Origin of the sequence: Sinorhizobium chiapasense (assembly GCF_036488675.1) — a bacterium.
In the GTDB taxonomy this organism is placed as follows: Bacteria; Pseudomonadota; Alphaproteobacteria; order Rhizobiales; family Rhizobiaceae; genus Sinorhizobium; species Sinorhizobium chiapasense.
In genome coordinates this window covers 711448-731930 of sequence record NZ_CP133152.1, presented here as the reverse complement: position 1 = coordinate 731930, position 20483 = coordinate 711448, and the positions used below count along the sequence as shown (strand labels likewise).

At 61.9% G+C, this 20483-nt stretch carries 18 protein-coding genes; 10 read left to right on the top strand and 8 right to left on the bottom strand.

The annotated features are described in order from the left end of the window. Window positions 1-51: 51 nt before the first annotated feature. Window positions 52-2220: a methyl-accepting chemotaxis protein gene (locus RB548_RS28090; RefSeq protein WP_331377029.1), complete on the top strand. Its 2169-nt coding sequence runs from the start codon at window positions 52-54 to the stop codon at window positions 2218-2220. A gap of 67 nt (window positions 2221-2287) precedes the next feature. Here the strand turns inward: RB548_RS28090 and RB548_RS28085 are convergent, their stop codons facing one another. Then, window positions 2288-2725 (bottom strand): pseudoazurin, encoded by a 438-nt coding sequence (locus RB548_RS28085; RefSeq protein WP_331377028.1) that lies wholly within the window; start codon window positions 2723-2725, stop codon window positions 2288-2290. Window positions 2726-2982: 257 nt separating this feature from the next. Continuing rightward, window positions 2983-3822 (bottom strand): ferritin-like domain-containing protein, encoded by an 840-nt coding sequence (locus tag RB548_RS28080; RefSeq protein ID WP_331377027.1) that lies wholly within the window; start codon window positions 3820-3822, stop codon window positions 2983-2985. A 154-nt stretch (window positions 3823-3976) separates the two neighbouring features. Between RB548_RS28080 and RB548_RS28075 the strand changes: the two genes are divergently transcribed. The 7 genes from RB548_RS28075 to RB548_RS28045 are packed head-to-tail and all read left to right on the top strand — an operon-like array spanning window position 3977 to window position 12843. After that, on the top strand, window positions 3977-6271 hold the full coding sequence (locus RB548_RS28075) for a regulatory protein NosR (RefSeq protein ID WP_331377026.1): 2295 nt from the start codon (window positions 3977-3979) through the stop codon (window positions 6269-6271). After that, on the top strand, window positions 6271-8190 hold the full coding sequence (gene nosZ, locus RB548_RS28070; protein ID WP_331377025.1) for a TAT-dependent nitrous-oxide reductase: 1920 nt from the start codon (window positions 6271-6273) through the stop codon (window positions 8188-8190). Before RB548_RS28075 ends, nosZ begins: the two co-directional genes overlap by 1 nt. Continuing rightward, a complete protein-coding gene (locus RB548_RS28065) occupies window positions 8190-9566 on the top strand; it encodes a nitrous oxide reductase family maturation protein NosD (protein ID WP_408642487.1) in 1377 nt (458 codons plus the stop codon). The genes nosZ and RB548_RS28065 overlap by 1 nt, the downstream gene beginning before the upstream one ends. Further along, window positions 9563-10477: an ABC transporter ATP-binding protein gene (locus RB548_RS28060; protein WP_331377023.1), complete on the top strand. Its 915-nt coding sequence runs from the start codon at window positions 9563-9565 to the stop codon at window positions 10475-10477. The genes RB548_RS28065 and RB548_RS28060 overlap by 4 nt, the downstream gene beginning before the upstream one ends. Then, window positions 10474-11301 carry an ABC transporter permease gene (locus tag RB548_RS28055; protein WP_331377022.1) on the top strand — a complete coding sequence of 276 codons (828 nt, stop codon included), beginning with the start codon at window positions 10474-10476 and terminating at the stop codon, window positions 11299-11301. The genes RB548_RS28060 and RB548_RS28055 overlap by 4 nt, the downstream gene beginning before the upstream one ends. Further along, window positions 11298-11855: a nitrous oxide reductase accessory protein NosL gene (locus tag RB548_RS28050; RefSeq protein ID WP_331377021.1), complete on the top strand. Its 558-nt coding sequence runs from the start codon at window positions 11298-11300 to the stop codon at window positions 11853-11855. Before RB548_RS28055 ends, RB548_RS28050 begins: the two co-directional genes overlap by 4 nt. Next, a complete protein-coding gene (locus RB548_RS28045) occupies window positions 11848-12843 on the top strand; it encodes an FAD:protein FMN transferase (RefSeq protein WP_331377020.1) in 996 nt (331 codons plus the stop codon). The genes RB548_RS28050 and RB548_RS28045 overlap by 8 nt, the downstream gene beginning before the upstream one ends. 58 nt (window positions 12844-12901) lie before the next feature. On the opposite strand, the gene RB548_RS28040 is transcribed toward RB548_RS28045, so the two are convergent. The 3 genes from RB548_RS28040 to ric are packed head-to-tail and all read right to left on the bottom strand — an operon-like array spanning window position 12902 to window position 15121. Then, a complete protein-coding gene (locus tag RB548_RS28040) occupies window positions 12902-13180 on the bottom strand; it encodes a DUF6522 family protein (protein WP_331377019.1) in 279 nt (92 codons plus the stop codon). 17 nt (window positions 13181-13197) lie between these two features. Beyond that, on the bottom strand, window positions 13198-14424 hold the full coding sequence (locus RB548_RS28035; protein WP_331377018.1) for an NnrS family protein: 1227 nt from the start codon (window positions 14422-14424) through the stop codon (window positions 13198-13200). Between the two features lie 37 nt (window positions 14425-14461). Continuing rightward, entirely contained in the window at window positions 14462-15121 is a 660-nt protein-coding gene (gene ric / locus RB548_RS28030) for an iron-sulfur cluster repair di-iron protein (RefSeq protein WP_331377017.1), read from the bottom strand. Window positions 15122-15377: 256 nt separating this feature from the next. On the opposite strand from ric, the gene RB548_RS28025 reads away from it, so the two are divergent. Continuing rightward, on the top strand, window positions 15378-15845 hold the full coding sequence (locus RB548_RS28025; RefSeq protein ID WP_331377016.1) for an SRPBCC family protein: 468 nt from the start codon (window positions 15378-15380) through the stop codon (window positions 15843-15845). A 306-nt stretch (window positions 15846-16151) separates the two neighbouring features. Here the strand turns inward: RB548_RS28025 and RB548_RS28020 are convergent, their stop codons facing one another. The 3 genes from RB548_RS28020 to RB548_RS28010 all read right to left on the bottom strand — a co-directional run bounded on the left by RB548_RS28020 (window position 16152) and on the right by RB548_RS28010 (window position 18307). After that, the gene (locus RB548_RS28020) at window positions 16152-16385 is read right to left on the bottom strand and encodes a hypothetical protein (protein ID WP_331377015.1); all 234 of its coding nucleotides are present in this window, start codon (window positions 16383-16385) and stop codon (window positions 16152-16154) included. Further along, a complete protein-coding gene (locus RB548_RS28015) occupies window positions 16375-16764 on the bottom strand; it encodes a hypothetical protein (protein ID WP_331377014.1) in 390 nt (129 codons plus the stop codon). The genes RB548_RS28020 and RB548_RS28015 overlap by 11 nt, the downstream gene beginning before the upstream one ends. Before the next feature lie 244 nt (window positions 16765-17008). Continuing rightward, window positions 17009-18307, bottom strand: a complete 1299-nt coding sequence (locus RB548_RS28010; protein ID WP_331377013.1) for an amidohydrolase family protein — start codon at window positions 18305-18307, stop codon at window positions 17009-17011. Window positions 18308-18758: 451 nt separating this feature from the next. Here RB548_RS28010 and RB548_RS28005 point away from each other — a divergent pair, with 451 nt between their 5' ends. After that, window positions 18759-20456 (top strand): substrate-binding domain-containing protein, encoded by a 1698-nt coding sequence (locus RB548_RS28005; protein WP_408642499.1) that lies wholly within the window; start codon window positions 18759-18761, stop codon window positions 20454-20456. Window positions 20457-20483 lie beyond the last annotated feature (27 nt).

Below are 20483 nucleotides of genomic sequence, written 5' to 3'. Positions count from 1 at the left end.
TGAATTGCGGCGCGTCGGCATGAGGTCGAATTTCCCCTGGAGCATTGCCTCATGCGTTTGTCGGACGTCTCTCTGACCAAGCGGATCCTCTGGTGTGTTGCCCTGCCGGCGCTCGTCGCCGCTTGGCTCGCCTACGGGCGGGTCGAGGGGAGCTTTGCCACCTATCGGGAAGCCGAACGCCTGGTGGAGATCAGCGATTACATATCGATTCTTGGCGACACAGTGCATGCCCTGCAGATCGAGCGCGCCGCGACGGCTCTCTTCCTTGCGAATAGAACCGATGGCGATGATGCATCTCTGGACGCTGCGCGGCGTGGCTTCGACGGACGTGTCGCAGCAGCTTTGGCCGCCGCGTCCAACCTCGCGATCGATCAAGACGCTCCCTTGGGGGAGGGGATGCAGGAGCTTGCAGCGCTGCGCGGGCGTGTCGACCGCCGCGAGTTGGCGCCAGCGGAGAGCAATGGGCTCTACAGCCAATTCGTTTCCCGTCTGCTCACTGTGCCGCGCGCGCTCACCAATGGAAGTCGCATCGAAGGTGCACTTGCCGGGAAGGTCGAAGCCTACAATCTCTTCTCGCTGGCGAAGGAATATGCGGGTCAGGAACGGGCGGCAGGCAACGCGTTGATCGCCACGGGTCTGGCTGATCGCGAGGGCCTGCTCCGCTTGGCCAGACTCTATGGCGCACAGACGACGCTGCTCAATGAGTTCGTCACCAAACTGCCGGCCTTTGCCGATCGGGCGAAGCCGGTCACGCCGGACGCTTCGGCACCGCTGGCGGGAATGCGGCAGGTCCTGTTGGCAACCGGCGGAGCCGGAGATCTCTCCGCCCTTGATGCCACCGAATGGTATCGCCTGGCGACTGCACGGATCGACACCATGCGCGAGGTCGAGAAGGCGCTGCTCGAGGATACGCGAGCGGACGCGGCTGACCTCGCCCGTCGGCAGATGGCGGCTCTGGCGGCGATTGGTGGCGGCCTGACCGCGGCGCTCTCCGCCGCCGCCTTTGTGTCGATGCTGATCGCGCTCGGAGTGGTCCGGCCGATCCGGGCACTGACCGAGGCAATCGAGCGGCTCGCTGACGGCGACGCCCGGACGACGGTGGGCCAGACGGATGCCAAGGACGAAGTGGGAGCCATGGGGCGCGCGGTAGCCAGGGCCGTTGAGGCTGCCAGGCATCAGGCGGAAGCAAAGCGCGAGGAAGATCAGCGTCGTGCGGCGGAGCGACAGGCGGAGGCTCGGTCGCGCGATGAAGAACGAGCAGCGCGGGCAAGGGATGTCGAACAGGCGTTGGACAATGTAAACCGCGGTTTGGACGAACTTTCCCGGGGGAACCTGTGCTTCCGGATCGCCCAGAAGCTCGCCCCGGATTTCGACGCGCTTCGAACCGCCTTCAACGGGTCCGTCGAGACGCTCGAGCGGCTCGTTTCGCTCGCCGGCGAGAACGCGAACGTCATCGACGGCGGTTGTGCGGAGTTGCGGACGGCCGCAGACGACCTCGCGCGGCGCACGGGCAGCCAGGCGACAGCATTGGAGGAAGCGGCCGCCGCTCTGGAGGAGGTCGCGGCCGCGGTCAAGATGTCGTCGGTCGGCGCCGACGAGGCGCAGCGGTCGGTCGGCATCGCAAGCAGCGATGCGGCCGAGGCGACCCGTGTCGTCGCCAAAACCGTCGGCGCGATGCGCGACATTGCCAATTCCTCGCAACGGATTGGACAGATCATCGGTGTGATCGACGAGATCGCCTTCCAGACCAATCTTCTGGCGCTCAATGCCGGGGTCGAGGCGGCGCGCGCCGGTGAAGCCGGCAAGGGATTTGCCGTCGTAGCGCAGGAGGTCAGGGAGCTGGCACAGCGCTCAGCTGCCGCCGCGCGGGAGATCAAGGCGTTGATAGACCAGGCGACGAACGACGTTTCGGCCGGCGTCGCCCTGGTGGGCAAGACCGGTGAGGCGCTTTCCGGTATCGAGCGGCACGTGCAACTGATCAGCCGACAGGTTCTTACCATCGCACAGTCTGCCAAGGAACAGGCCTCGGCGCTGGGCGAGATTACTGTTACGGTCAGCCAGCTCGACCAGATCACGCAGCAGAATGCCGGTATGGTCGAGGAGACGACAGCCGCCTCGGAAACCCTTGCGGTCGACGCTAGCAAGCTGCGCAATCAGCTGGCGACCTTCCGGACGGGGCAGGGCTGGGCTGAGAGGCACCGGCAAGCCGACGCCGCCTGACCCCCGCGCCCAACCCTGCGACTCACGGCGACATTTTTGCTCCGCCGTGAGTCGCAATCCTTGAGGCTCAAAGCTTGCCGAGCGCGGCGTCGATTCGTTCACGCGCCTTGTTCGGGAACTTTGCCGCCTTGACTTGCTCGACATTTGCTGGTGCGTCACCGACCACAACGACGGCAACCATGCCCATGCTGAAGTGCGGCGTGCACTTGACCAGATAGATGCCTTGCTGGGACAGGGTCACTTTAAGCTTTTCGTTTATCTTCCCTTTAAACGGTTCGGCACCTTGCGGGATCATGTCCTTGACCGTTTCAGCATTGTGGCCCTTGTCCACAGGCACAAAAGTCACGGTATCTCCGGGGCTGGCCTTGAGTATCGACGGTTCGAAGACCATCACGCCGTCCGTCCCTTTGTTGAGCATCTTGATCTCGTGGTCGGCGGCAAAAGCGGGCACGTTCAGGATACTCAGGAACGCCGCACCGACGAGAAACTTGGTCATGGAACGCATTGCAAATTCTCCTTGCTGGAAGACACCCCGCATGGGCGCCTTTCAAGGACGATGACTAAGCCGTGTAGTCCGTTCGTTCTTTGACATAACGCAAATTTGGCTCGCGTCAGAACGCCGCAATCTTTCGCTGCCATCTACTGCATGTATCCTCAGATCGTACCGATCTAAGGATACATGCAGCAATTCAAAGTGCTACAGCCTTTGCGCGTCTAATAAGACGCGCGGCGCTGAAGTCGAGGGAAGGCCACCTGGATGCGTTATGGGGTCGGAACAGCGCGTACATCCTGCAGGCAGCGGACCATCTCGCCCGCAAACGTCTGCGCACGTTTCCGTCCTGCCTCCGTGCGCTCCCGCTCCGCCAAGTCCAGGTAGCAATCAAGGAGGAATTCACAAAGCGGGACCAATCGCTCCGAGACATTGTCCGGCACGTGCCGAAGGAGAGGCGTCTCGGCAGATGGTTCTCGCGAAAGAACCTCAGATCGCGCTGCCGCTTCAGCCGAATGGGCGCGCAACCGCTCCGCAACGAGCACCCCTACTGAAGTGGCCCGTTTCATCAGGAGGCTGGAAAGTCGTCGCTCTAGAACCGGCAAGTTCCCTCTGACGGCCTGCGTGTCGGCATGGCGCATCTCATGGAATGCTCGCCGTCGTTCGCGGCGGAGCGTCGCGATATGGCCCAGCTCGTCTCTGGCCAGCCGCTCCGCGGCGCGCCTTAGCTCGTCGTTTGGCGCATGTGCGGCCGCATAGGTCCAGAAGACGAATGCTCTCTCCTCGTTGCGAACCGCCATGGAAAAGGCACGGTACGAGGTCAGAAGCTCGGGAGCGACAATCCCGGCACCCTCATCGTCGAAGAGCGGTTCGGAGAGCGCGACCGGCAGCTGTGCCCGGTCGCCAAGCCACCGATCGACATTCTCGAGGTGCCCCTCTTCTTCAGCGATCAGGCGGTCGAACACTGCCGCCAAATCGGGACGGTTTTCCGCCCTCATGCGTGCCGCTAGTGAAACGTAGCCGTCGATCGCCTCTTGTTCCATCGCCCGCGCAAAGGCGAGCAACTCGTCCATCGACGCCATTGTCCATGGTTCCGTCTTCTTCACCGGCATGTCCTGTTCTCCCCGCTGGTGCGCGAAACGATTGCTCTGACAGGAGCAGACTGGCCCCAATCGAATTTGATCGAATTGATTTGGCGCAAAGAAGCTCCGTCTCGGTCGTGTCAGATGGCTGCGATGCAGTGGCCGCGTAAGGCCAGCAAATTCGATGTGCCAGACAGCGATCAATCAGATGCCTTTGCAAAGCCTTGTCCGCGCTCTCACCGTTCTCTGCATCGCCCTGTTCGTGGCCTTTCAAAGCATGGCCGCCGGCCAACTGTCCGAGAAGCTGCAGAAGGTGCAGCCCGGGGAGATTTTCCCGGGCGCCACCCGTTTCGGCGAACCGACGGGCGACCCGCCGATTGCGCCGATTTTCCGCGGCGGGGAGTTGCTGGGATACGCCTTTCTCAACTCCGACGTTACCAGTTCGGTCGGCTATTCCGGCAAGCCCATCCGTATCGTCGTCGGTATTGATTCCAAGGGCATCGTACGCGGGCTGAAGCTGGTCGATCACAAGGAGCCGATCGTCCTCATCGGTATTCCGGAGGCCAAGGTTGTCGCATCGGTCAATTCATTGATCGGCAAAGATCTGGGGCGCGTCTCGGCGGGTGCCGAACGGCCGCCGCAGGTCGACATTGTCAGCGGCGCGACCGTAACCGTCCTTGTCATGGGCGACAGCATCGTCCGCTCCGCTCTCAAGCTCATCCGCAGCAACCGGCTCGGCGCGGATGTCGCCGCCGCCAGGCCTTCCTCCGAGATCCGCCGGGTGGACGTTGCCAAAGCCGACGTGAGTAATTGGCAGGCCCTCCTGGGCGACGGCTCGGTGCGGAGCCTCCGGCTGACGGTCGGAGAGGTCTCCGACGCATTCCGGCAGGCGGGGCAGTCAAGCGCAGCCGAGCACCCGGAGACGCGCAGGCCTGGCGACAGGTTCATCGATCTTTACATCGCGCCGGTCAGCGTCCCGAGCATTGGACGGTCGCTGCTGGGCGAAGCACGCTATGAACAGATGCGCGCCAAACTAAAGCCCGGTGAAGAAGCGATCGTCGTGGCGGGTGATGGCGCCTATTCGTTCAAGGGTTCAGGTTACGTTCGAGGGGGGATCTTCGACCGGATCGAGCTTCTGCAGGATGGCCAGGGGTTGCGGTTCCGCGACCGCTATCACACGCGCCTGCCGGCACTTGCAGCCGCCGGCGCTCCGCATCTTCGCGAAATCGCGCTTTTCGTGGTTCCGGCCGAGTTCGGCTTCGACGTGACGGCCCCCTGGGAACTGCAGTTGCTGGTTCAGCGCAGTTCGGTGGGGCGCGACAAGGCGGTTCTTTCCTATAATCTCAGCTACACGCTGCCCGACCCCTATGTGGAGATCGAAGTTGCACCGGCACCGCCCCCGCCTGTCGAACCGGGTGCCGCCGAGCAGGCCGCGCCTGGCGAACCGCTTGCCGTCAGCGAACCTCTTTGGATGAAGATGTGGGCCATGAACCGCACATCGGTGGCGATTGCCATCGCAGCTGTGCTTGTCCTCACCCTCATCTTCTTCTTCCAGGACTGGCTCGTGAAACGACCGGTGCTGTTCGGGTGGGTGAGGCGTGGCTATCTCACCTTCACGCTCGTCTGGCTTGGCTGGTACGCCAATGCCCAGCTCTCCGTCGTCAACGTCCTGACATTCTTCAACTCTCTCGTCACCGGCTTCCATTGGGAGTTCTTTCTCTCCGCCCCCTTGGTCTTTCTCCTGTGGGCAAGCGTTGCCGCAGCGTTACTGTTCTGGGGGCGTGGTCCCTTCTGCGGATGGTTGTGCCCGTTCGGCGCCTTGCAGGAATTGACCAACAATATTGCACAGTGGCTGAAAGTGCCGCAGGTCCGCTTGCCCTGGGGACTGCATGAACGTCTTTGGCCGATCAAGTACATCATCTTCCTCGGCCTGTTCGGGCTGTCACTCTATTCGCTGGCGCTTGCCGAAGTCTTCTCGGAAGTGGAACCGTTCAAGACGGCCATCATTCTGAAATTCGCGCGCGAATGGCCCTTCGTCATCTTTGCATTCACGGTGCTCGCCGCCGGCCTGTTCGTCGAACGGTTCTATTGCCGCTACCTTTGCCCGCTCGGCGCCGCTCTCGCCATACCTGGGCGAATCCGGATGTTCGAATGGCTGAAGCGGTGGCCGGAGTGCGGCTCGCCCTGCCAGCGATGCGCGAAGGAATGCCCCGTCCAGTCGATCCACCCGGAGGGGGGCATCAATGTCAACGAGTGCATCTACTGCATGCACTGCCAGGAGCTTTACCACGACGATCAGCGCTGTCCGCACATGATCCAGGTGCGGCTGAAACGCGAAAAGTTCATGGCGCTTTCCACCCCGGCTTCACGGGGGGAGGCTCCACCGAAAACCGCCGTGACCCACAAGGGTGTCCCGATCACGAGACCTCAGAAGACACCGGAAATCCCGTCTGACGCCAACATCCAAGGAGAGGCATAATGTCAAACGAAGAAACCAAAATGCGTCTGAACAGACGACAAATGCTGGGCACGTCCGCGTTCGTGGCGGCGGCCGGCGCAATGGGTGCCGGCAGCGCGCTGACGCTCTCGGGCGGCACGGCAACACCGGCAAAGGCGCAGGAAACATCCGGCTCCAGCTACGAGGTGAAGCCCGGCGAACTCGACGAATACTACGTCTTCTTCTCATCGGGCCAGACCGGCGAAGTCCGCGTCGTCGGCGCACCTTCCATGCGCGAGATGATGCGGATCCCCGTCTTCAACCGGTGCAGCGCCACGGGCTGGGGCCAGACGAATGAAAGCCGGAAGATCCTGACCGAAGGTCTGCTTCCCGAGTCCGTCGAATTCCTGAAGGAGCGGGGCGGTCTCTATCTCAACGGCGATCTCCACCACCCGCATCCTTCGTTTACCGACGGCACCTATGACGGGCGCTATCTCTTCGCCAACGACAAGGCGAATACGCGCATCTGCCGCATCCGGCTCGACGTGATGAAGTGCGACAAGATCATCCAGCTTCCCAACCAGCACACGGTTCACGGCATGCGGGTTCAGAAGTACCCGAAAACCGGATACGTCTTCTGCAACGGCGAGGATCGCGTGCCGATCCCGAACGATGGCAAGATTCTGGACGACCATAAGCAGTACAGCGCCATCTTCACCGCGGTCGACGGCGAAACCATGAAAGTGGCTTGGCAGCTCATGGTCGACGGCAACCTCGACAACGTCGATGCCGACTACCAGGGCAAGTATTGCTTTGCGACCTGCTACAACTCCGAAGAGGGCGTGAACCTTGCGGAGATGATGGCCAGCGAGCAGGACTGGGTCGTCGTGTTCAACCTGAAGCGCATCGAGGAAGCGGTTGCCAAGGGCGATTACAAGGAAATCGGCGGTGTGCCGGTGCTCGACGGCCGCAAGGGCTCGCCCTACACGCGCTATATCCCGGTTTCGAACAGTCCGCACGGCATCAACACGGCACCCGACGGGATCCATGTCGTTGCGAACGGCAAGCTGTCTCCGACCGTGACCGTCTTCGACGTCCGCAAGTTCGACGATCTCTTCGAGGACAAGATCAAGCCGCGCGACACGGTCGTTGCCGAACCTGAACTCGGCCTTGGCCCATTGCACACCGCTTATGACGGCAAGGGCAACGCCTACACGACGCTGTTCATCGACAGCCAAGTCTGCAAATGGAACATCGAGGATGCCAAGCGCGCCTACAAGGGCGAAAAGGTCGATCCGATCCGCCACAAGCTCGATGTCCACTATCAGCCCGGCCACAACCATACGTCCATGGGGCAGACCAAGGAAGCCGACGGCAAATGGCTTATTTCGCTCAATAAGTTCTCCAAGGACCGCTATCTGAACGTCGGCCCGCTGAAGCCGGAAAACGATCAGTTGATCGACATTTCCGGTGACGAAATGGTCATCGTCCACGACAACCCGACCTTTGCCGAACCGCATGATGCGACCATCGTCCATGCCTCGAAGATCAACCCCGTGCACGTCTGGAACCGCGAGGATCCCTTCTTCGCGGACGCGGTTGCCCAGGCAAAGGCCGACAACATCGATCTGATGGTCGATTCGGAAGTCGTCCGCGACGGCGATAAGGTGCGCGTCTACATGACGTCCTCCGCTCCGGCCTTCGGCCTGGAAAGCTTCACCGTGAAACAGGGCGACGAGGTCACCGTTTATGTGACCAATATCGACGAGGTCGAAGACCTGACCCACGGCTTCTCGATCGTCAACTACGGCGTCAACATGGAAGTGGCTCCACAGGCGACCGCTTCCGTCACCTTCAAGGCCAGCAAGCCAGGCGTTTACTGGTATTATTGCTCGTGGTTCTGCCACGCCATGCATATGGAAATGAAGGGACGCATGTTCGTCGAACCTACGGCAGCATGATGAACTTGCGAGCCCTGACAGCGCAAATCGGGACGGCGGCCATTGTGGCCGCCTTACCGGCGCTCGCGCGAGCGGAAAGCCGCCTCGTCGCACCGGACGAAGGAAGGCTGCTGCAGGCGGTGATCGACGCGGCGACGCCCGGCGACGTCATCACGTTGCAGGCGGGGGAGTATAAGGGGCCGATCACGATCGACAAGGCCTTGTCGCTGGTGGGGCAGGGGCAGGTATCTGTCGTCGGAAATGGCAAGGGCAGCGTTATCACGATCACCGCGGAGGGAGTGACGGTTCGCCGCCTCCAGGTGAGCGGTTCCGGCACTGATCTCGCGAAACTCGATTCGGGAGTCTTTGCGGCAAAAACCGCCAAGCGCGCCGTGATCGAGGACAACACGATCACAGGCAATCTCTTTGGCGTCTATCTTCACGGAGCGCCAGAAAGCATCGTCAGAGGAAACCGGATAGCCGGCCTGATGCAAGGCCGCCTGAGCGAATCCGGGAATGGCGTCACCGTATGGAATGCGCCCGGCTCGATGGTTCTCGACAACGATATCAGCTTCGGACGCGACGGAATTGCGACCAACGCGAGCAAGCGGAATGTCTTCAGCGGCAATCGCTTCCGCGACCTGCGTTTCGGAATTCACTACATGTACACAAACGATAGCGAGATCAGCAACAACGTGTCGACGGGCAATGCCGTCGGCTATGCGATCATGTTTTCCAATCGCCTGAAAATAAAAGGCAATCGCTCAGACGGCGACCGTGACCACGGTCTTCTGCTGAACTACGCGAACGGTTCCGAGATCACCGGCAACGTCGTCGTCGGCCGCCTGCAACCCACCGAGCGCTGGTTGACGGCAGGAACCCGCCCCAACGAGCACGGCATGCCCAAGACAGAGGAGGGGAGCGCGGTTGCCGACGGGGATCGCCGTCTCGGACCGGAAAAATGCGTCTTCATCTACAACGCCAACAAAAATAGCTTCCGGGACAACGTGTTCGAGGGGTGCGCGATCGGCATTCACTTCACCGCAGGATCGGAAGGCAACAGCATCAGCTGCAACGCGTTCATAAACAACCGCAACCAGGTCAAATACGTGGGAACGCGCCACCTCGATTGGTCTTCGGACGGCAGGGGCAACTACTGGAGCGACAATCCGGCGTTCGATCTCAACGGCGACGGGGTCGGGGACAGTTCCTATAGGCCCAACGATCTCATCGACCGGGTGCTTTGGACTTCGCCCCAGGCCAAACTTCTGACGAGCAGCCCCGCCGTTCAGGTCATCCGCTGGGCCCAGGCGCAGTTTCCGGCGCTTCTGCCCGGAGGTGTCGTCGACAGCCATCCGCTGATGCTGCCGCCCGAACGCAAGGAAGCACAACAATGAATGAAACCGTCCAGGTTGCGGGCATAGCCAAGCGCTATGGGAAGTCGACCGTGGTCAAAGACGTATCCTTCACGCTCCGCGCGGGAGAGACGGTCGCGCTGGTCGGGCACAACGGCGCCGGCAAGACGACGCTCATCAAGCTGATGCTCGGCTTGATCCGCCCCACGACAGGCGCAGTGCGCGTCCTCGGCGAGGATCCTGCCACTGGCGACGTCGCGGTGCGTCAGCGTCTCGGCTACCTGCCGGAAAGCGTGTCGTTCAATATGGCCCTGTCGGGACGGGAGACCTTGCGCTTCTACGCGCGACTGAAGCGTGTCGACGCCACCGCTGCAGAGCAACTCTTCCAGCGCGTGGGGCTCGCAGCCGAAGCCGTCGATCGGCCCGTTCGAACCTATTCGAAGGGCATGCGTCAACGCCTCGGGCTCGCTCAAGCTTTGCTCGGGGCGCCACGGATTCTGCTGCTCGACGAACCGACCAGCGGCCTCGACCCTGCGTTGCGGCGAAATTTCTACGATCTGATTACGGAGCTGCGAGGGAAGGGCACCACGGTCTTGCTTTCGTCGCATGCGCTGACGGAACTCGAGGGGCGCACGGACCGCGTCATCATCATCAACAACGGCGTGGCGATTGCGGACGGCACGCTTGAAGACTTGCGTCGCATCGCTCAACTGCCGACACGCATCACCGTCAAACTTTCTGAGATCGACGCAGCACCTCAATGGGCGAACGGCGGCATGAATTGGCGGCGCGGCGCGGACGGTGTCCTTGACGCGGACATCTTGCCGGATCGGAAAGTCCGCTTGCTGCACCAGATCACCGCGGATGCGGCGCTGATCTCCGGTTTGACGATCACGGAGCCGACGCTCGATGACCTCTACGCCCATTTTCTCAAAGCCCAGGTGACGAAATGAGAAACGTTCTGACGATCGCCGGGAAGGAGATCCAGGAAGGCACCCGCAACCGTTGGGTTCTCGCGACGACGCTGCTGATGGCGGCACTTGCCTTGACGTTGACGTTTCTCGGAAGCGCGCCGACCGGCACGGTTGGAGTCAACAAGCTCGATGTCGTCATCGTCAGCCTTTCAAGCCTCACGATCTTTCTCGTACCCCTGATTGCGCTCCTCCTTTCCCATGACGCCATTGTCGGCGAGATGGAGCGAGGGACGATGCTGCTTCTTCTGAGCTATCCGATCGGACGCCGCGAGATCGTCTTCGGCAAGTTCCTCGGGCACCTGGCGATACTCGCCTTCGCGACGCTGTTCGGCTACGGCGTGGCCGCCATTGCGCTGATGGCGACAGGAAGCCAGATAGGCGCGGAAAGCTGGCGCGCCTTCGCATCGATGATCGCATCGTCGATCCTTTTGGGCGCGGTGTTCGCCGCAATCGGCTACCTGACGAGTGCTTTGGCGAGCGAGCGGAGCACGGCCGGTGGCATCGCCATCGGGATCTGGCTGTTCTTCGTGCTGATCTATGACATGGCGCTGCTTGGCGGCCTGGTTGCCGCTCAGGGGCAGACAATCCCGGCGGGCGTTCTCAACGCGTTCCTGCTCGCCAATCCCACCGATGTCTATCGCCTGCTCAATCTTGGTTCCGGCGGTGCGAGCACGCTTTCGGCCATGGGCGGCGTCGCGGAGTATACGGGCCTTTCCTCGCCGGTTCTCCTTACCGCCCTCGGGCTCTGGTCGCTTGCTCCGCTCGGTTTCGCCACAGTGATCTTCTCAAGGAGGGAATTATGAGGCTGGCGCTCACTGCAGCAATGCTGACCGCAATGCTTCTCCTTGGCGGTTGCGAAAAGGAGGAAGCGAAAACGCCCGCTCCCTACGCACTTACGTCCGATGCCATGGGGCGCTATTGCGGCATGAATGTCCTCGAACATCCGGGGCCGAAGGGACAGGTCATCCTCCGGGACATTCCTGAGCCGATCTGGTTCTCCTCGGCGCGCGACACCGTGGCGTTCACCATGCTGCCGGAGGAGCCGAAGGACATCGCCGCCATCTATGTCTCTGACATGGGGGCTGCCAAGCGCTGGGAGGATCCTGGCTCGGAGAACTGGATCGACGCGAGGAAGGCATTCTACGTTATCGGCAGCCGCGTGAAGAGCGGCATGGGCGCGGAGGAAGCGGTACCGTTCCTCACCGAAGGCGCCGCGCGCGATTTCGCCGCGAAGAATGGCGGGCAGGTGACAGGATTTTCCGAAATTCCCAAGGACTACGTGCTGGGGACCGATGCCTCCGATCAGGACGTGGGCCTAGAACTCGATGGGCACGGCAAGGGGCAAACTCATGGGTAATCGGATTACGCGCCGCCGGGCCATCTGCATCATGGCCGCTGCTGCCGGACTTCCACTGCTGGGGCCAAGCATACGTGCCAAGGCCGCTGCGCCCGCGGTCACCTGGAAAGGACAGGCCCTGGGAGCGCCGGCGACACTGGTCCTGCACCTCGACGACGAGGCACAAGCGGCACGCCTGATTGACCGCGTTGTCGCGGAAATTTCGCGGCTCGAGAACGTGTTCAGCCTCTACCGGAGCGACTCAGTCCTTTCGGAACTGAACCGGGCGGGAGCAATTGCCACCCCGCCTTCGGATCTGGTGCGCCTGCTTGAGGCGTGCCGCGAATACTGGGAGGCGACGAACGGCGCCTTCGACCCCACCGTCCAGCCGCTGTGGGCGCTTTACGCACGGCATTTCTCCGTCGAGGGCGCCGATCCCGCGGGCCCGTCCGTCGACGCGAAGGGGCAGGCGTTGGCGCGGGTCGGTTTCGACAAGGTCAGGCTCGGGCGCGACCGCGTGGTGTTTACTCGGCCGGGAATGGCGCTGACGCTTAACGGCATCGCTCAAGGCTACATAACCGACCGCGTCGTCGGATTGCTCAGGGACGCAGGTGTCGCAAACAGTCTCGTCAGCATGGGGGAAATACGGGCAATTGGGGCGCAGAGCGACGGCAGCCCATGGCGCGTCGGTCTTGCGTCGACAGAAGACGCACCGGCACCGGACAGCATTCTGGGCATCGTCAACAAGGCCGTTGCCACATCGAGCCAGGACGGCTTTGTTTTCGGCGGTTCGGGCCGCTTCGGCCACATCGTCGATCCGCATAGCGGGGAGGTGCCAAGACTCTTCAAAAGGGTCAGTGTCATAGCCCCGACGGCGACGGAGGCGGATGCCTTCTCAACCGCATTCAGCCTGATGGACGCGTCCGACATCCAACGGGTCCGCGAGGGACACCCTGATCTTGCCGTCGACCTCGTCTCCACCTCGGGTGAACGCGGCCGCCTCGGATAGGCTTGCCCGATTCGGCGACACGGGGAGAGTGCGGTCCTGTATTAAATCGGCGTGGTCATCACACCGAGGAGCGCGGCCGCACGCGTCCGCGAAGAATTGTCATTTCTTCGCTCGCGACACAACCCTGGCCGTCCAGGATGGCGCGCCACACCCGGTTTCCGAGCTTCACGCTGAGGCGGCATGTGCCGGCATCCTCGGCCTCGCCACGCTCGACCATGCTCATCACCGAACCTCTTCTCACGTGTTGGCGGAACTCCTCGCCCGACAATCCGAACCGACCTGCGAGTTCGTCGGATTCCAGTATGAAGTCCCCGGTTTGATTGCGTTCGATGTACATTGGCGTTCCACTGCGGTTCAGTCGTTCCTATTGATTGTTGCCGTCGTTTCTGATCGGCGTGACAAAATCGTGCGCGCATCGGCCCGATCAACGCCTGCGATCGATGCCTCGAGGCGGTTGCTGATTGCTGCGCTGAACACTGGTCTCGGAACAGGACCGATCAAAGCCGGTATGTAGGCGACCAGGAAGAGCGTCCAAGCCGCCATCCAGCAGATCGTAGCCGCAACCACCTTATCGAAGTGCGCTTCGCCCGGTAATCCGCCAAGGACGCGCAGCAGCGCTGAAAGCGACACGAGGCCGAAAGCACATGCCATAATACCATTGGCGACGAGAGCCTCGCCATCTCGTCTCATGGCCGAGCGCATCATAATCGCGGCCATCATCGTTCCCATTGCGCCCATCGTCAGCGCATGCAGAGCGGCGGCAGGCGGGATCCGGTCGGGAAAGACAACCGCAAGACCGTTCAGAACGAGACCCGCGGGTGTCCAGGCAAACGCAAGGTGCAACATGAACAAGGCCGGATAGCGGTAGGTCCTCACGCTTTGCCACCCCCTCATTTGCGCGAGCAACAGAGCGCCCGAAAATATCAGCACACAACCTGCTGCCGGATGCTGACGGAAAGCGTCGATCGAGACCGTGGCAAGTACGCCGACTATCGCCAGGTACGAAAGCGCGGGCTGATCGCGAAGGCGTCCGACACCCGTCCCGTCGAGCCATCGACGGGTAAAGGCAGGTACGGCGCGCCCGCCGATCAGAATGATCAAGACCATGTACAAGAGCGGCGTGATCGTGATGTCCACGCCTCCAGCGAGAAGGGACAGGGCGTTGGCACCGAGCACGGCCATGCCGATCGGAGCCCAGAGCCGATGCCAGGCCCCGGAGGACACCACGCCATGCGCCAGGATCACCGCCAGGCATGCGAAATAGGCGGATACCCCGATAGCCGCGAGGACGAACGGCAGCTGGTCTGAAAATGCAGCGGTCAGGCGGGCGGCACACCAGAGGCAGGTGACGATGATTGTGACGGGTGGCGGGACGGGGCCGCCTTTCGTCCAGGCAGGCAAGGCTGTCAGAAGATAGCCTCCCGCCGCGGCGCTGGTCATACCGAAGAGAAGTTCATGGCGGTGCCAGGCGACCGGCTCCGGACCTATTCCCTCCGGGAGCAGCCAGACTGCGGGCGCGACCAACGCCCAGAGGCCCGCCAGAAGAAACAAGGGCCGGTGAGGCGCCCGCCAGATGGACATCCAAATCTTCGGTGCGGGATCCGTCATCCGGTGCCGGTCATGCCGGCTCGAAACGCGGGAACAGCACGGCGTTTTCGAGATGCATATGAGCCACGAGGTCGTCGGTGAACTTGCGCAGTCCCGTATAGAGCGCGGTCCACGAGCCGCAGGCTCCTGCTGGTAGCGAAAGCCCATGGGTCACATGCTCGATCGTCCGGAGGTGCTCAGCTTCCTCTTCATGCTCATGCCGCATCTGCCCGATCGGGTGGACGATAGTCTCGCTGCCGCCGGAGCGCATCATCGGGAAAAGAACCAGTTCCTCCTTCACCATATGGCTCTGAAGTTCGTCGCGCAGGCGCTCCAATGCCCGTGAAAGTCCGATCGGCGCCGACGGATGGTCGGCATGAACCCGCTCCACCTTCGCAGCGAGCGGAATGAGCCAGGCGAGTTCCGAGCGGTGCGTTTCGTGATATCTGGCAAGGATATGCGCGATGAGATCAGAGGTTTCTTCAGGTGCGTCCCGACTTGCCGCCTCCACCAGTGCCTCCAGTTCGCAAAGCAATGCCGACGGTGCAAGACCTGCCTTAACGGCAGCTTCGGAGAGCCGCACGTTGCCGCCGCAACAGAAGCTGATGTCATGGCGGCGGAAGAGTTCCGCGGCCCCCGGCAACTCCGCAGCAATGGTTGCGACTGTCTTGTCGAGGCTTACTCCGGTCATGATGTGTTCCTTGATCCTATTGGCGTTGGGATCTTTCGAGCCGGCGACGCCGGGGCTGAAGCCGGCCCGATGATCCAGCAATTAAATACGCCCGTCATTTTGTCGAAGAAGATGGCATCTCGTCTTTGTGCCCGCGCAAACAGGCGAAGGCAGTCGAAGCTTGGATAGCCAAAAACTGAGCCCATCAAGCTGGATCAAGCGAGCCAATGAAGTCAGAATGAAGCTCGCCTCGCTCGCCTGCCGGAAGGGATCCTGAATGCCGTCGACCGAGTTTCACCTTGTCACGAAATGGACCATCGACGCCTCGGTCGAGGATGTCTGGCAGGTACTGAACGCGCCCGAAACCTGGCCGGACTGGTGGCCCTCGGTAAAGCAGGTCACGCTTCTGCGCGAAGGCGACGAGGACGGCATCGGCGCCGTCCATCGGATGAAATGGTCGACTGCATTGCCTTATGATTTGGCCTTCGAAATCGAAACGATCAGGATCGTGCCGTTGTCCATTATCGAGGGGAGAGCTTACGGCGAGCTTGAGGGTATTGGCCGATGGACGCTGCAACCCGAGGGTTTGAAATGCAATGTCCGCTATGACTGGATCGTCACGATCACGAAACCTTGGATGATCAGACTTTCATTTGTGCTGAAGCCTGTCTTCAGTTGGAACCATGCAGTCGTGATGGAACGCGGGCGGCGAGGTCTCGTGCGTCGCTTGGCCCGCAATATCTGAAGAAATCCCTCGTTGGCGGTTGGTTTGATGCTTTAAGCTCGCTCGCATCGGCCCTCGCCAATGCATCGGCCGAAGTTCGAATGGCCTGACCCGCTGCTAGACGGACAGGGTCGCCACCACGGCAATGATCGTCGCGGCTATCAGGACCCATCGACTTATCCTCAGCATCCTCGTTCGGCGTGTCCGCTCGCCGCTCCAATCGTAGCTCATCATGTGCTCCGAGATTCGTTGGTTCCAGCCGCGGACAATGAGCAAATTTGGTTAACGAATTGGAAAGTTGGGTCAGCCGTCCACTGCAGGCGCAGTCTACGCCCTCTCGTCGCCAAACAGGCGATCCTTCTCGGCGACGAGAAAGCAGGCGAGCACGCAGGCGCCGAAGATGCAGAGGCTGGCTATCACTGGGGTCAATGTTCCGTCGAAGGATTGCACCCCAGCCCAGCCGAGGATCGCTCCGCCAACTGGCAGAAGGCGAGGGGTTGTGGGTATGATCGGTGAGCCAGCAGCCCGGCTCGGCGAGCCGTCGTGAGCGTCAGTATCCATGCGGGGGTACAAATAGGCAGACGGTGCGTCCATCGTTCGCCCCTGCCGCCGAACACCAATGAAACAGGCCGTCGGGGCTGTTCCTGATACGGCTGTCTGTGTAGGTAATCACTTCCCCCGTACGCTTGATAACATAGCCCTCGCGCCGCTCTGCGACGGCATTGTATGCGACTTCACGGCAATCGTAGCCGGAGCAACAGGACAGGGGATAGGACCACCCATGCGGTTGCGCGGCGGTTGGCAGCGCAGGATGCGCCTTGGCATTAGGTGCTATGAACAACACCCATGCACCGACGAAAAACACAGCGACCAGGGACAGAAACGCGACGAGTTCGCGAAACTTCGACGGAACCCGCGTGGTAAGAAACAAATGTTTCATGACACGACTTCCTTTCCACTGAGCGCATCTGGATAGTTGGATGCTATGGCAAGGATCAATCAAACCTGGAGAGAAATCTATTGTACGAAGGTGTTATCTATACTTTCGCATAGGTTCGCGCGACGGTATAAAATGCAGGCAACCTGCACGTCGCGTCAGGTCCCGATCAAAGCGTGCTACTGCGTGATCCTTAAATCCGGAGCGAATGACTGTCGTGGCCGGTCTGTGTGAGCCACATGGAGGCTCAGCGCTGCGGCGTTTGCGGCAGGTAATCTCGCGCGATATCGATAGACGCCGGACGGCCGCTCAGGAACAGCTCGCCGATGCGCGGCGCAGTTCTTGCGATCACCTTGCCTGACTTGATGACGAACAGCCGGTTCGGTTTCAGCCTCAGCGCTTCGGTGACGTCGGCCGCCTGCAGCACGACGAGATCTGCGTTGCAGCCGATTTCGAGCCCGTAACCTTCGAGCCCCATCGTCTTCGCCGAATTGACGGTAATCGCGTCGAAGATCTTATGCTTGTCCTCGATGCCGGCCATCTGCGCCACGTGAATTGCCATGTGCGCGACCTCCAGCATGTCACCCGAGCCCATCGAGTACCAAGGGTCCATGACGCAGTCATGCCCGAAAGAGACGTTGAGTCCGGCGGCCATCAACTCCCGCACCCGCGTCATGCCGCGCCGCTTAGGATAGGTGTCGTGACGACCCTGCAGCATGATGTTGATCAGCGGATTCGGGATCACGTTGATCTCAGCCTCCGCCATAAGCGGGATGAGTTTCGAAACGTAATAGTTGTCCATCGAGTGCATCGAGGTGAGATGCGACCCGGTAACGCGTCCCTTAAGGCCGAAGCGCACCGTCTGGGCCGCCAGCGTTTCGATGTGGCGTGACATCGGATCGTCGGTTTCGTCGCAATGCATGTCGACCGGCAGGCGGCGGTCGGCGGCGACCCGACACAGCGCCTCGACCGAGCGGGCGCCGTCTTCCATCGTCCGTTCGAAATGCGGAATGCCGCCCACGATGCCGACGCCCATATCGAGCGCGCGCTCGAGCGAGGCGACGCCGGCGGCGGCGCGGTAATAACCGTCCTGCGGGAAGGCGACGAGTTGCAGATCAATATAGGGCGCGACCTTTTCCTTGACCTCCAGCAGTGCTTCCACCGTCACAAGACGCGGATCGGACGTATCCACATGGCTACGGATGTAAAGAAGGCCCTGGCTGACGGCGAGATCGCAGTAGCGCAAGGCCCGCTCGACCAACGCTTCCTTGGTCAGCTGTGGGCGCAATTCCCCCCAAAGCGCGATACCCTCCAGCAACGTGCCGGAGACATTCATTCGCGGCATGCCGAGCGACAGCGTCGCGTCCATATGAAAATGCGGGTCGCAGAACGGTGGGCTGACCAGTCGACCGGTCGCGTCGATCACGTCACCGCCAGTTGCAGCGATGGACTTCTCGATCGTGGTGATCTTGCCGCCCTCAAGGCCCAGATCGACACCCTGGCGGCCGTCCGGAAGGTTCGCGTTGCGGATGATCAGGTCGAACATGGGTGGCATCTCCGGGTGTACGCTCGGCGCTTGCCGCGCGGCGGCACTGCATTTGCGACGATGCAACTCCTTCTGCGACAAGACAACTCCGAGCGCTCATGGTCTCCGAGATTCTGCATCTGCCGACTATTCGGGAGATGCTCGATATCGGTTTCGGCGACCGAAATAACCCCCAGATGACCCAGGAACGAGACGGGATCTGCTGCGCAACCAGCCCCACTGCAGAGCGCGCGACGACCGGTCCACGGCCGAACCCTGTGCGGCCGGAGAGTACGTGATCGTTTTTGATCATTTTACTTCGAATGATCCACTTCGCGATATCCTATGAACCCATCGGCCGTTGATGCACCGCAGAAACTGCGCAAAACGTAATTGAAAAGGAGATCGAATGATCAGAGAGCAGCGACATGCAAGAATCCTCTCAATACTCCGAAAGCAGGGCGTCGTGAGTATGGACGAACTGCGTCGTTGCATGCCCGATGTCGCGGCGGTGACGCTTAGACGCGACCTTGCGCAGCTGGACGAACTCGGCGCGATCCGCAGGCGCCACGGCGGGGCCGTCCTGCCAGACGAGTCGCTGGTGCGCTCCAGGGGGCCACTGCCGGGGGCAGAGGCCAGCCCGCTGGCTTCCGATCTCGCTTCCTTGAATGCGGTCATCTTGCCGCCCATCTTGGGCAGGGGGAGCGAGGCGCTGCGGCGGGATATCATCCGTCGCGGGATACCCTTCATCGCGGAAAGTGCTCCCCAGCCGGGCGGCGCCTACCTCGGCCCGGACAACTTTGCTGCGGGCGTCGAACTCGGCCGATTGGCGGCGCGGCAGGTCGAGGGCAAGCCGTTCTCGATGCTGGTGATCAGCGTGGCCGAACTTCCCAATACGCGTGAGCGCGTGGCGGGCTTCGAGACCGGTCTCGCCCAGGCCGGCGGCAAGCCTGCGGCGATCCATCGGGTCAACGGCCAAGGCAGCTACAGGATCGGCCTGCGCGTCGCCCATGACGCCTTCGTCGCCGATGAGGCGATCAACCTTGTCTTCGCCGTCAACGACCATGCGGCCATCGCAGGCATCGAGGCGGCCCAGCGTCTCGAAAGGCAGGTTGCCGTGTATTCGATGGGAGGCGAGAGCGCGGGCTTCATGGCGCAGCTTGCCGATTCCGGTCCGCTCAAGGCGGTCGGCGCGCTGTTTCCCGAGGTCGTCGGCCGGCTCGGTATCGACATGGCCGTACTCGGAATCCTCGGACAGCCCTTGTCCGACACTGTCACGCCGCATGCGATCATCACCCCCCGGACCCTCGGCGACTATTTCGAAGACGGTCCGGACGGGTGGCGCCTCAAGGAAGAGGTCCTCGATCGACTGAGCAGCATTCGGCTTGGGTTCAATGCGAAGCTTCTGCGCTCACGGCGGATCGGGTTCCTGCCGCATTACCCGGCCCATGACTGGTACCGCAGCATGGCGAGCGCCATGCAGGCCCGTTGTGGGGATTATGGAGCGACGCTCGTGGTCTCGCCGCCCCATCACGGCATCTCGGCCGAGATCGCCCGCCTGCGCCGCGAGATCGCCCAGAGCGCGACGCAGCTCGTCCGGCCCGGCATGGTGGTCGCGCTCAACGAAGGACAGGCGAGCCTCTTCCTTGCCGAAGAGCTCAGAAGCCTTGCCGCAAACAAGCCGGAGCGCCTGCAGGGCGTTACCGTCGTGACCAATTCCTTCGACGTCCTCAACGCGCTCGAGGATACGCCCACCATCAAGGTGATCCTGACGGGCGGTGAATACCAGAAAGCCGACCGCTGCCTTGTCGGGCCGAGTCTCGGCGCGATCTTCGAGCGGGTGCGCCCGCATGTCGCCTTCATCGCGGTCGACGGCGCGACGCCGGGCTTCGGCCTCTCTTCGCTCGACGAAAGGCGGGCGCTTGCCGCCCAGCGGCTCATCGACGCGGCGGAGGTCAGCATCGTTCTGGCGGACAGCGTGGCGCTCGGCTCGAATGCGAACCACCGCATCGCCGGTGCCGCGCAGGTCCGGTCGGTGCTGACTGACGACGGCGCCTTGCCCGAGGACCGCCAGCGTTTCCGGTCGGTCGGCGTCGACGTGCTGATCGCGGGCGAAGTGCTTCCCGAACCGGCCTTCGACACGGGCGGGAATTATCGAAACCAACCCTGAAACAATTCAATCGCGAGGGAGGAGAAC

What these genes read in the sequence shown, in the direction of transcription:
- RB548_RS28090 (WP_331377029.1), top strand. Translation starts at nt 52, where the DNA reads ATGCGTTTGTCGGACGTCTCTCTGACCAAGCGGATCCTCTGGTGTGTT.
- RB548_RS28085 (WP_331377028.1), bottom strand. Translation starts at nt 2,725, where the DNA reads ATGCGTTCCATGACCAAGTTTCTCGTCGGTGCGGCGTTCCTGAGTATC.
- RB548_RS28080 (WP_331377027.1), bottom strand. Translation starts at nt 3,822, where the DNA reads ATGCCGGTGAAGAAGACGGAACCATGGACAATGGCGTCGATGGACGAG.
- RB548_RS28075 (WP_331377026.1), top strand. Translation starts at nt 3,977, where the DNA reads ATGTGCCAGACAGCGATCAATCAGATGCCTTTGCAAAGCCTTGTCCGC.
- nosZ (WP_331377025.1), top strand. Translation starts at nt 6,271, where the DNA reads ATGTCAAACGAAGAAACCAAAATGCGTCTGAACAGACGACAAATGCTG.
- RB548_RS28065 (WP_408642487.1), top strand. Translation starts at nt 8,190, where the DNA reads ATGAACTTGCGAGCCCTGACAGCGCAAATCGGGACGGCGGCCATTGTG.
- RB548_RS28060 (WP_331377023.1), top strand. Translation starts at nt 9,563, where the DNA reads ATGAATGAAACCGTCCAGGTTGCGGGCATAGCCAAGCGCTATGGGAAG.
- RB548_RS28055 (WP_331377022.1), top strand. Translation starts at nt 10,474, where the DNA reads ATGAGAAACGTTCTGACGATCGCCGGGAAGGAGATCCAGGAAGGCACC.
- RB548_RS28050 (WP_331377021.1), top strand. Translation starts at nt 11,298, where the DNA reads ATGAGGCTGGCGCTCACTGCAGCAATGCTGACCGCAATGCTTCTCCTT.
- RB548_RS28045 (WP_331377020.1), top strand. Translation starts at nt 11,848, where the DNA reads ATGGGTAATCGGATTACGCGCCGCCGGGCCATCTGCATCATGGCCGCT.
- RB548_RS28040 (WP_331377019.1), bottom strand. Translation starts at nt 13,180, where the DNA reads ATGTACATCGAACGCAATCAAACCGGGGACTTCATACTGGAATCCGAC.
- RB548_RS28035 (WP_331377018.1), bottom strand. Translation starts at nt 14,424, where the DNA reads ATGTCCATCTGGCGGGCGCCTCACCGGCCCTTGTTTCTTCTGGCGGGC.
- ric (WP_331377017.1), bottom strand. Translation starts at nt 15,121, where the DNA reads ATGACCGGAGTAAGCCTCGACAAGACAGTCGCAACCATTGCTGCGGAG.
- RB548_RS28025 (WP_331377016.1), top strand. Translation starts at nt 15,378, where the DNA reads ATGCCGTCGACCGAGTTTCACCTTGTCACGAAATGGACCATCGACGCC.
- RB548_RS28020 (WP_331377015.1), bottom strand. Translation starts at nt 16,385, where the DNA reads ATGGATACTGACGCTCACGACGGCTCGCCGAGCCGGGCTGCTGGCTCA.
- RB548_RS28015 (WP_331377014.1), bottom strand. Translation starts at nt 16,764, where the DNA reads ATGAAACATTTGTTTCTTACCACGCGGGTTCCGTCGAAGTTTCGCGAA.
- RB548_RS28010 (WP_331377013.1), bottom strand. Translation starts at nt 18,307, where the DNA reads ATGTTCGACCTGATCATCCGCAACGCGAACCTTCCGGACGGCCGCCAG.
- RB548_RS28005 (WP_408642499.1), top strand. Translation starts at nt 18,759, where the DNA reads ATGGACGAACTGCGTCGTTGCATGCCCGATGTCGCGGCGGTGACGCTT.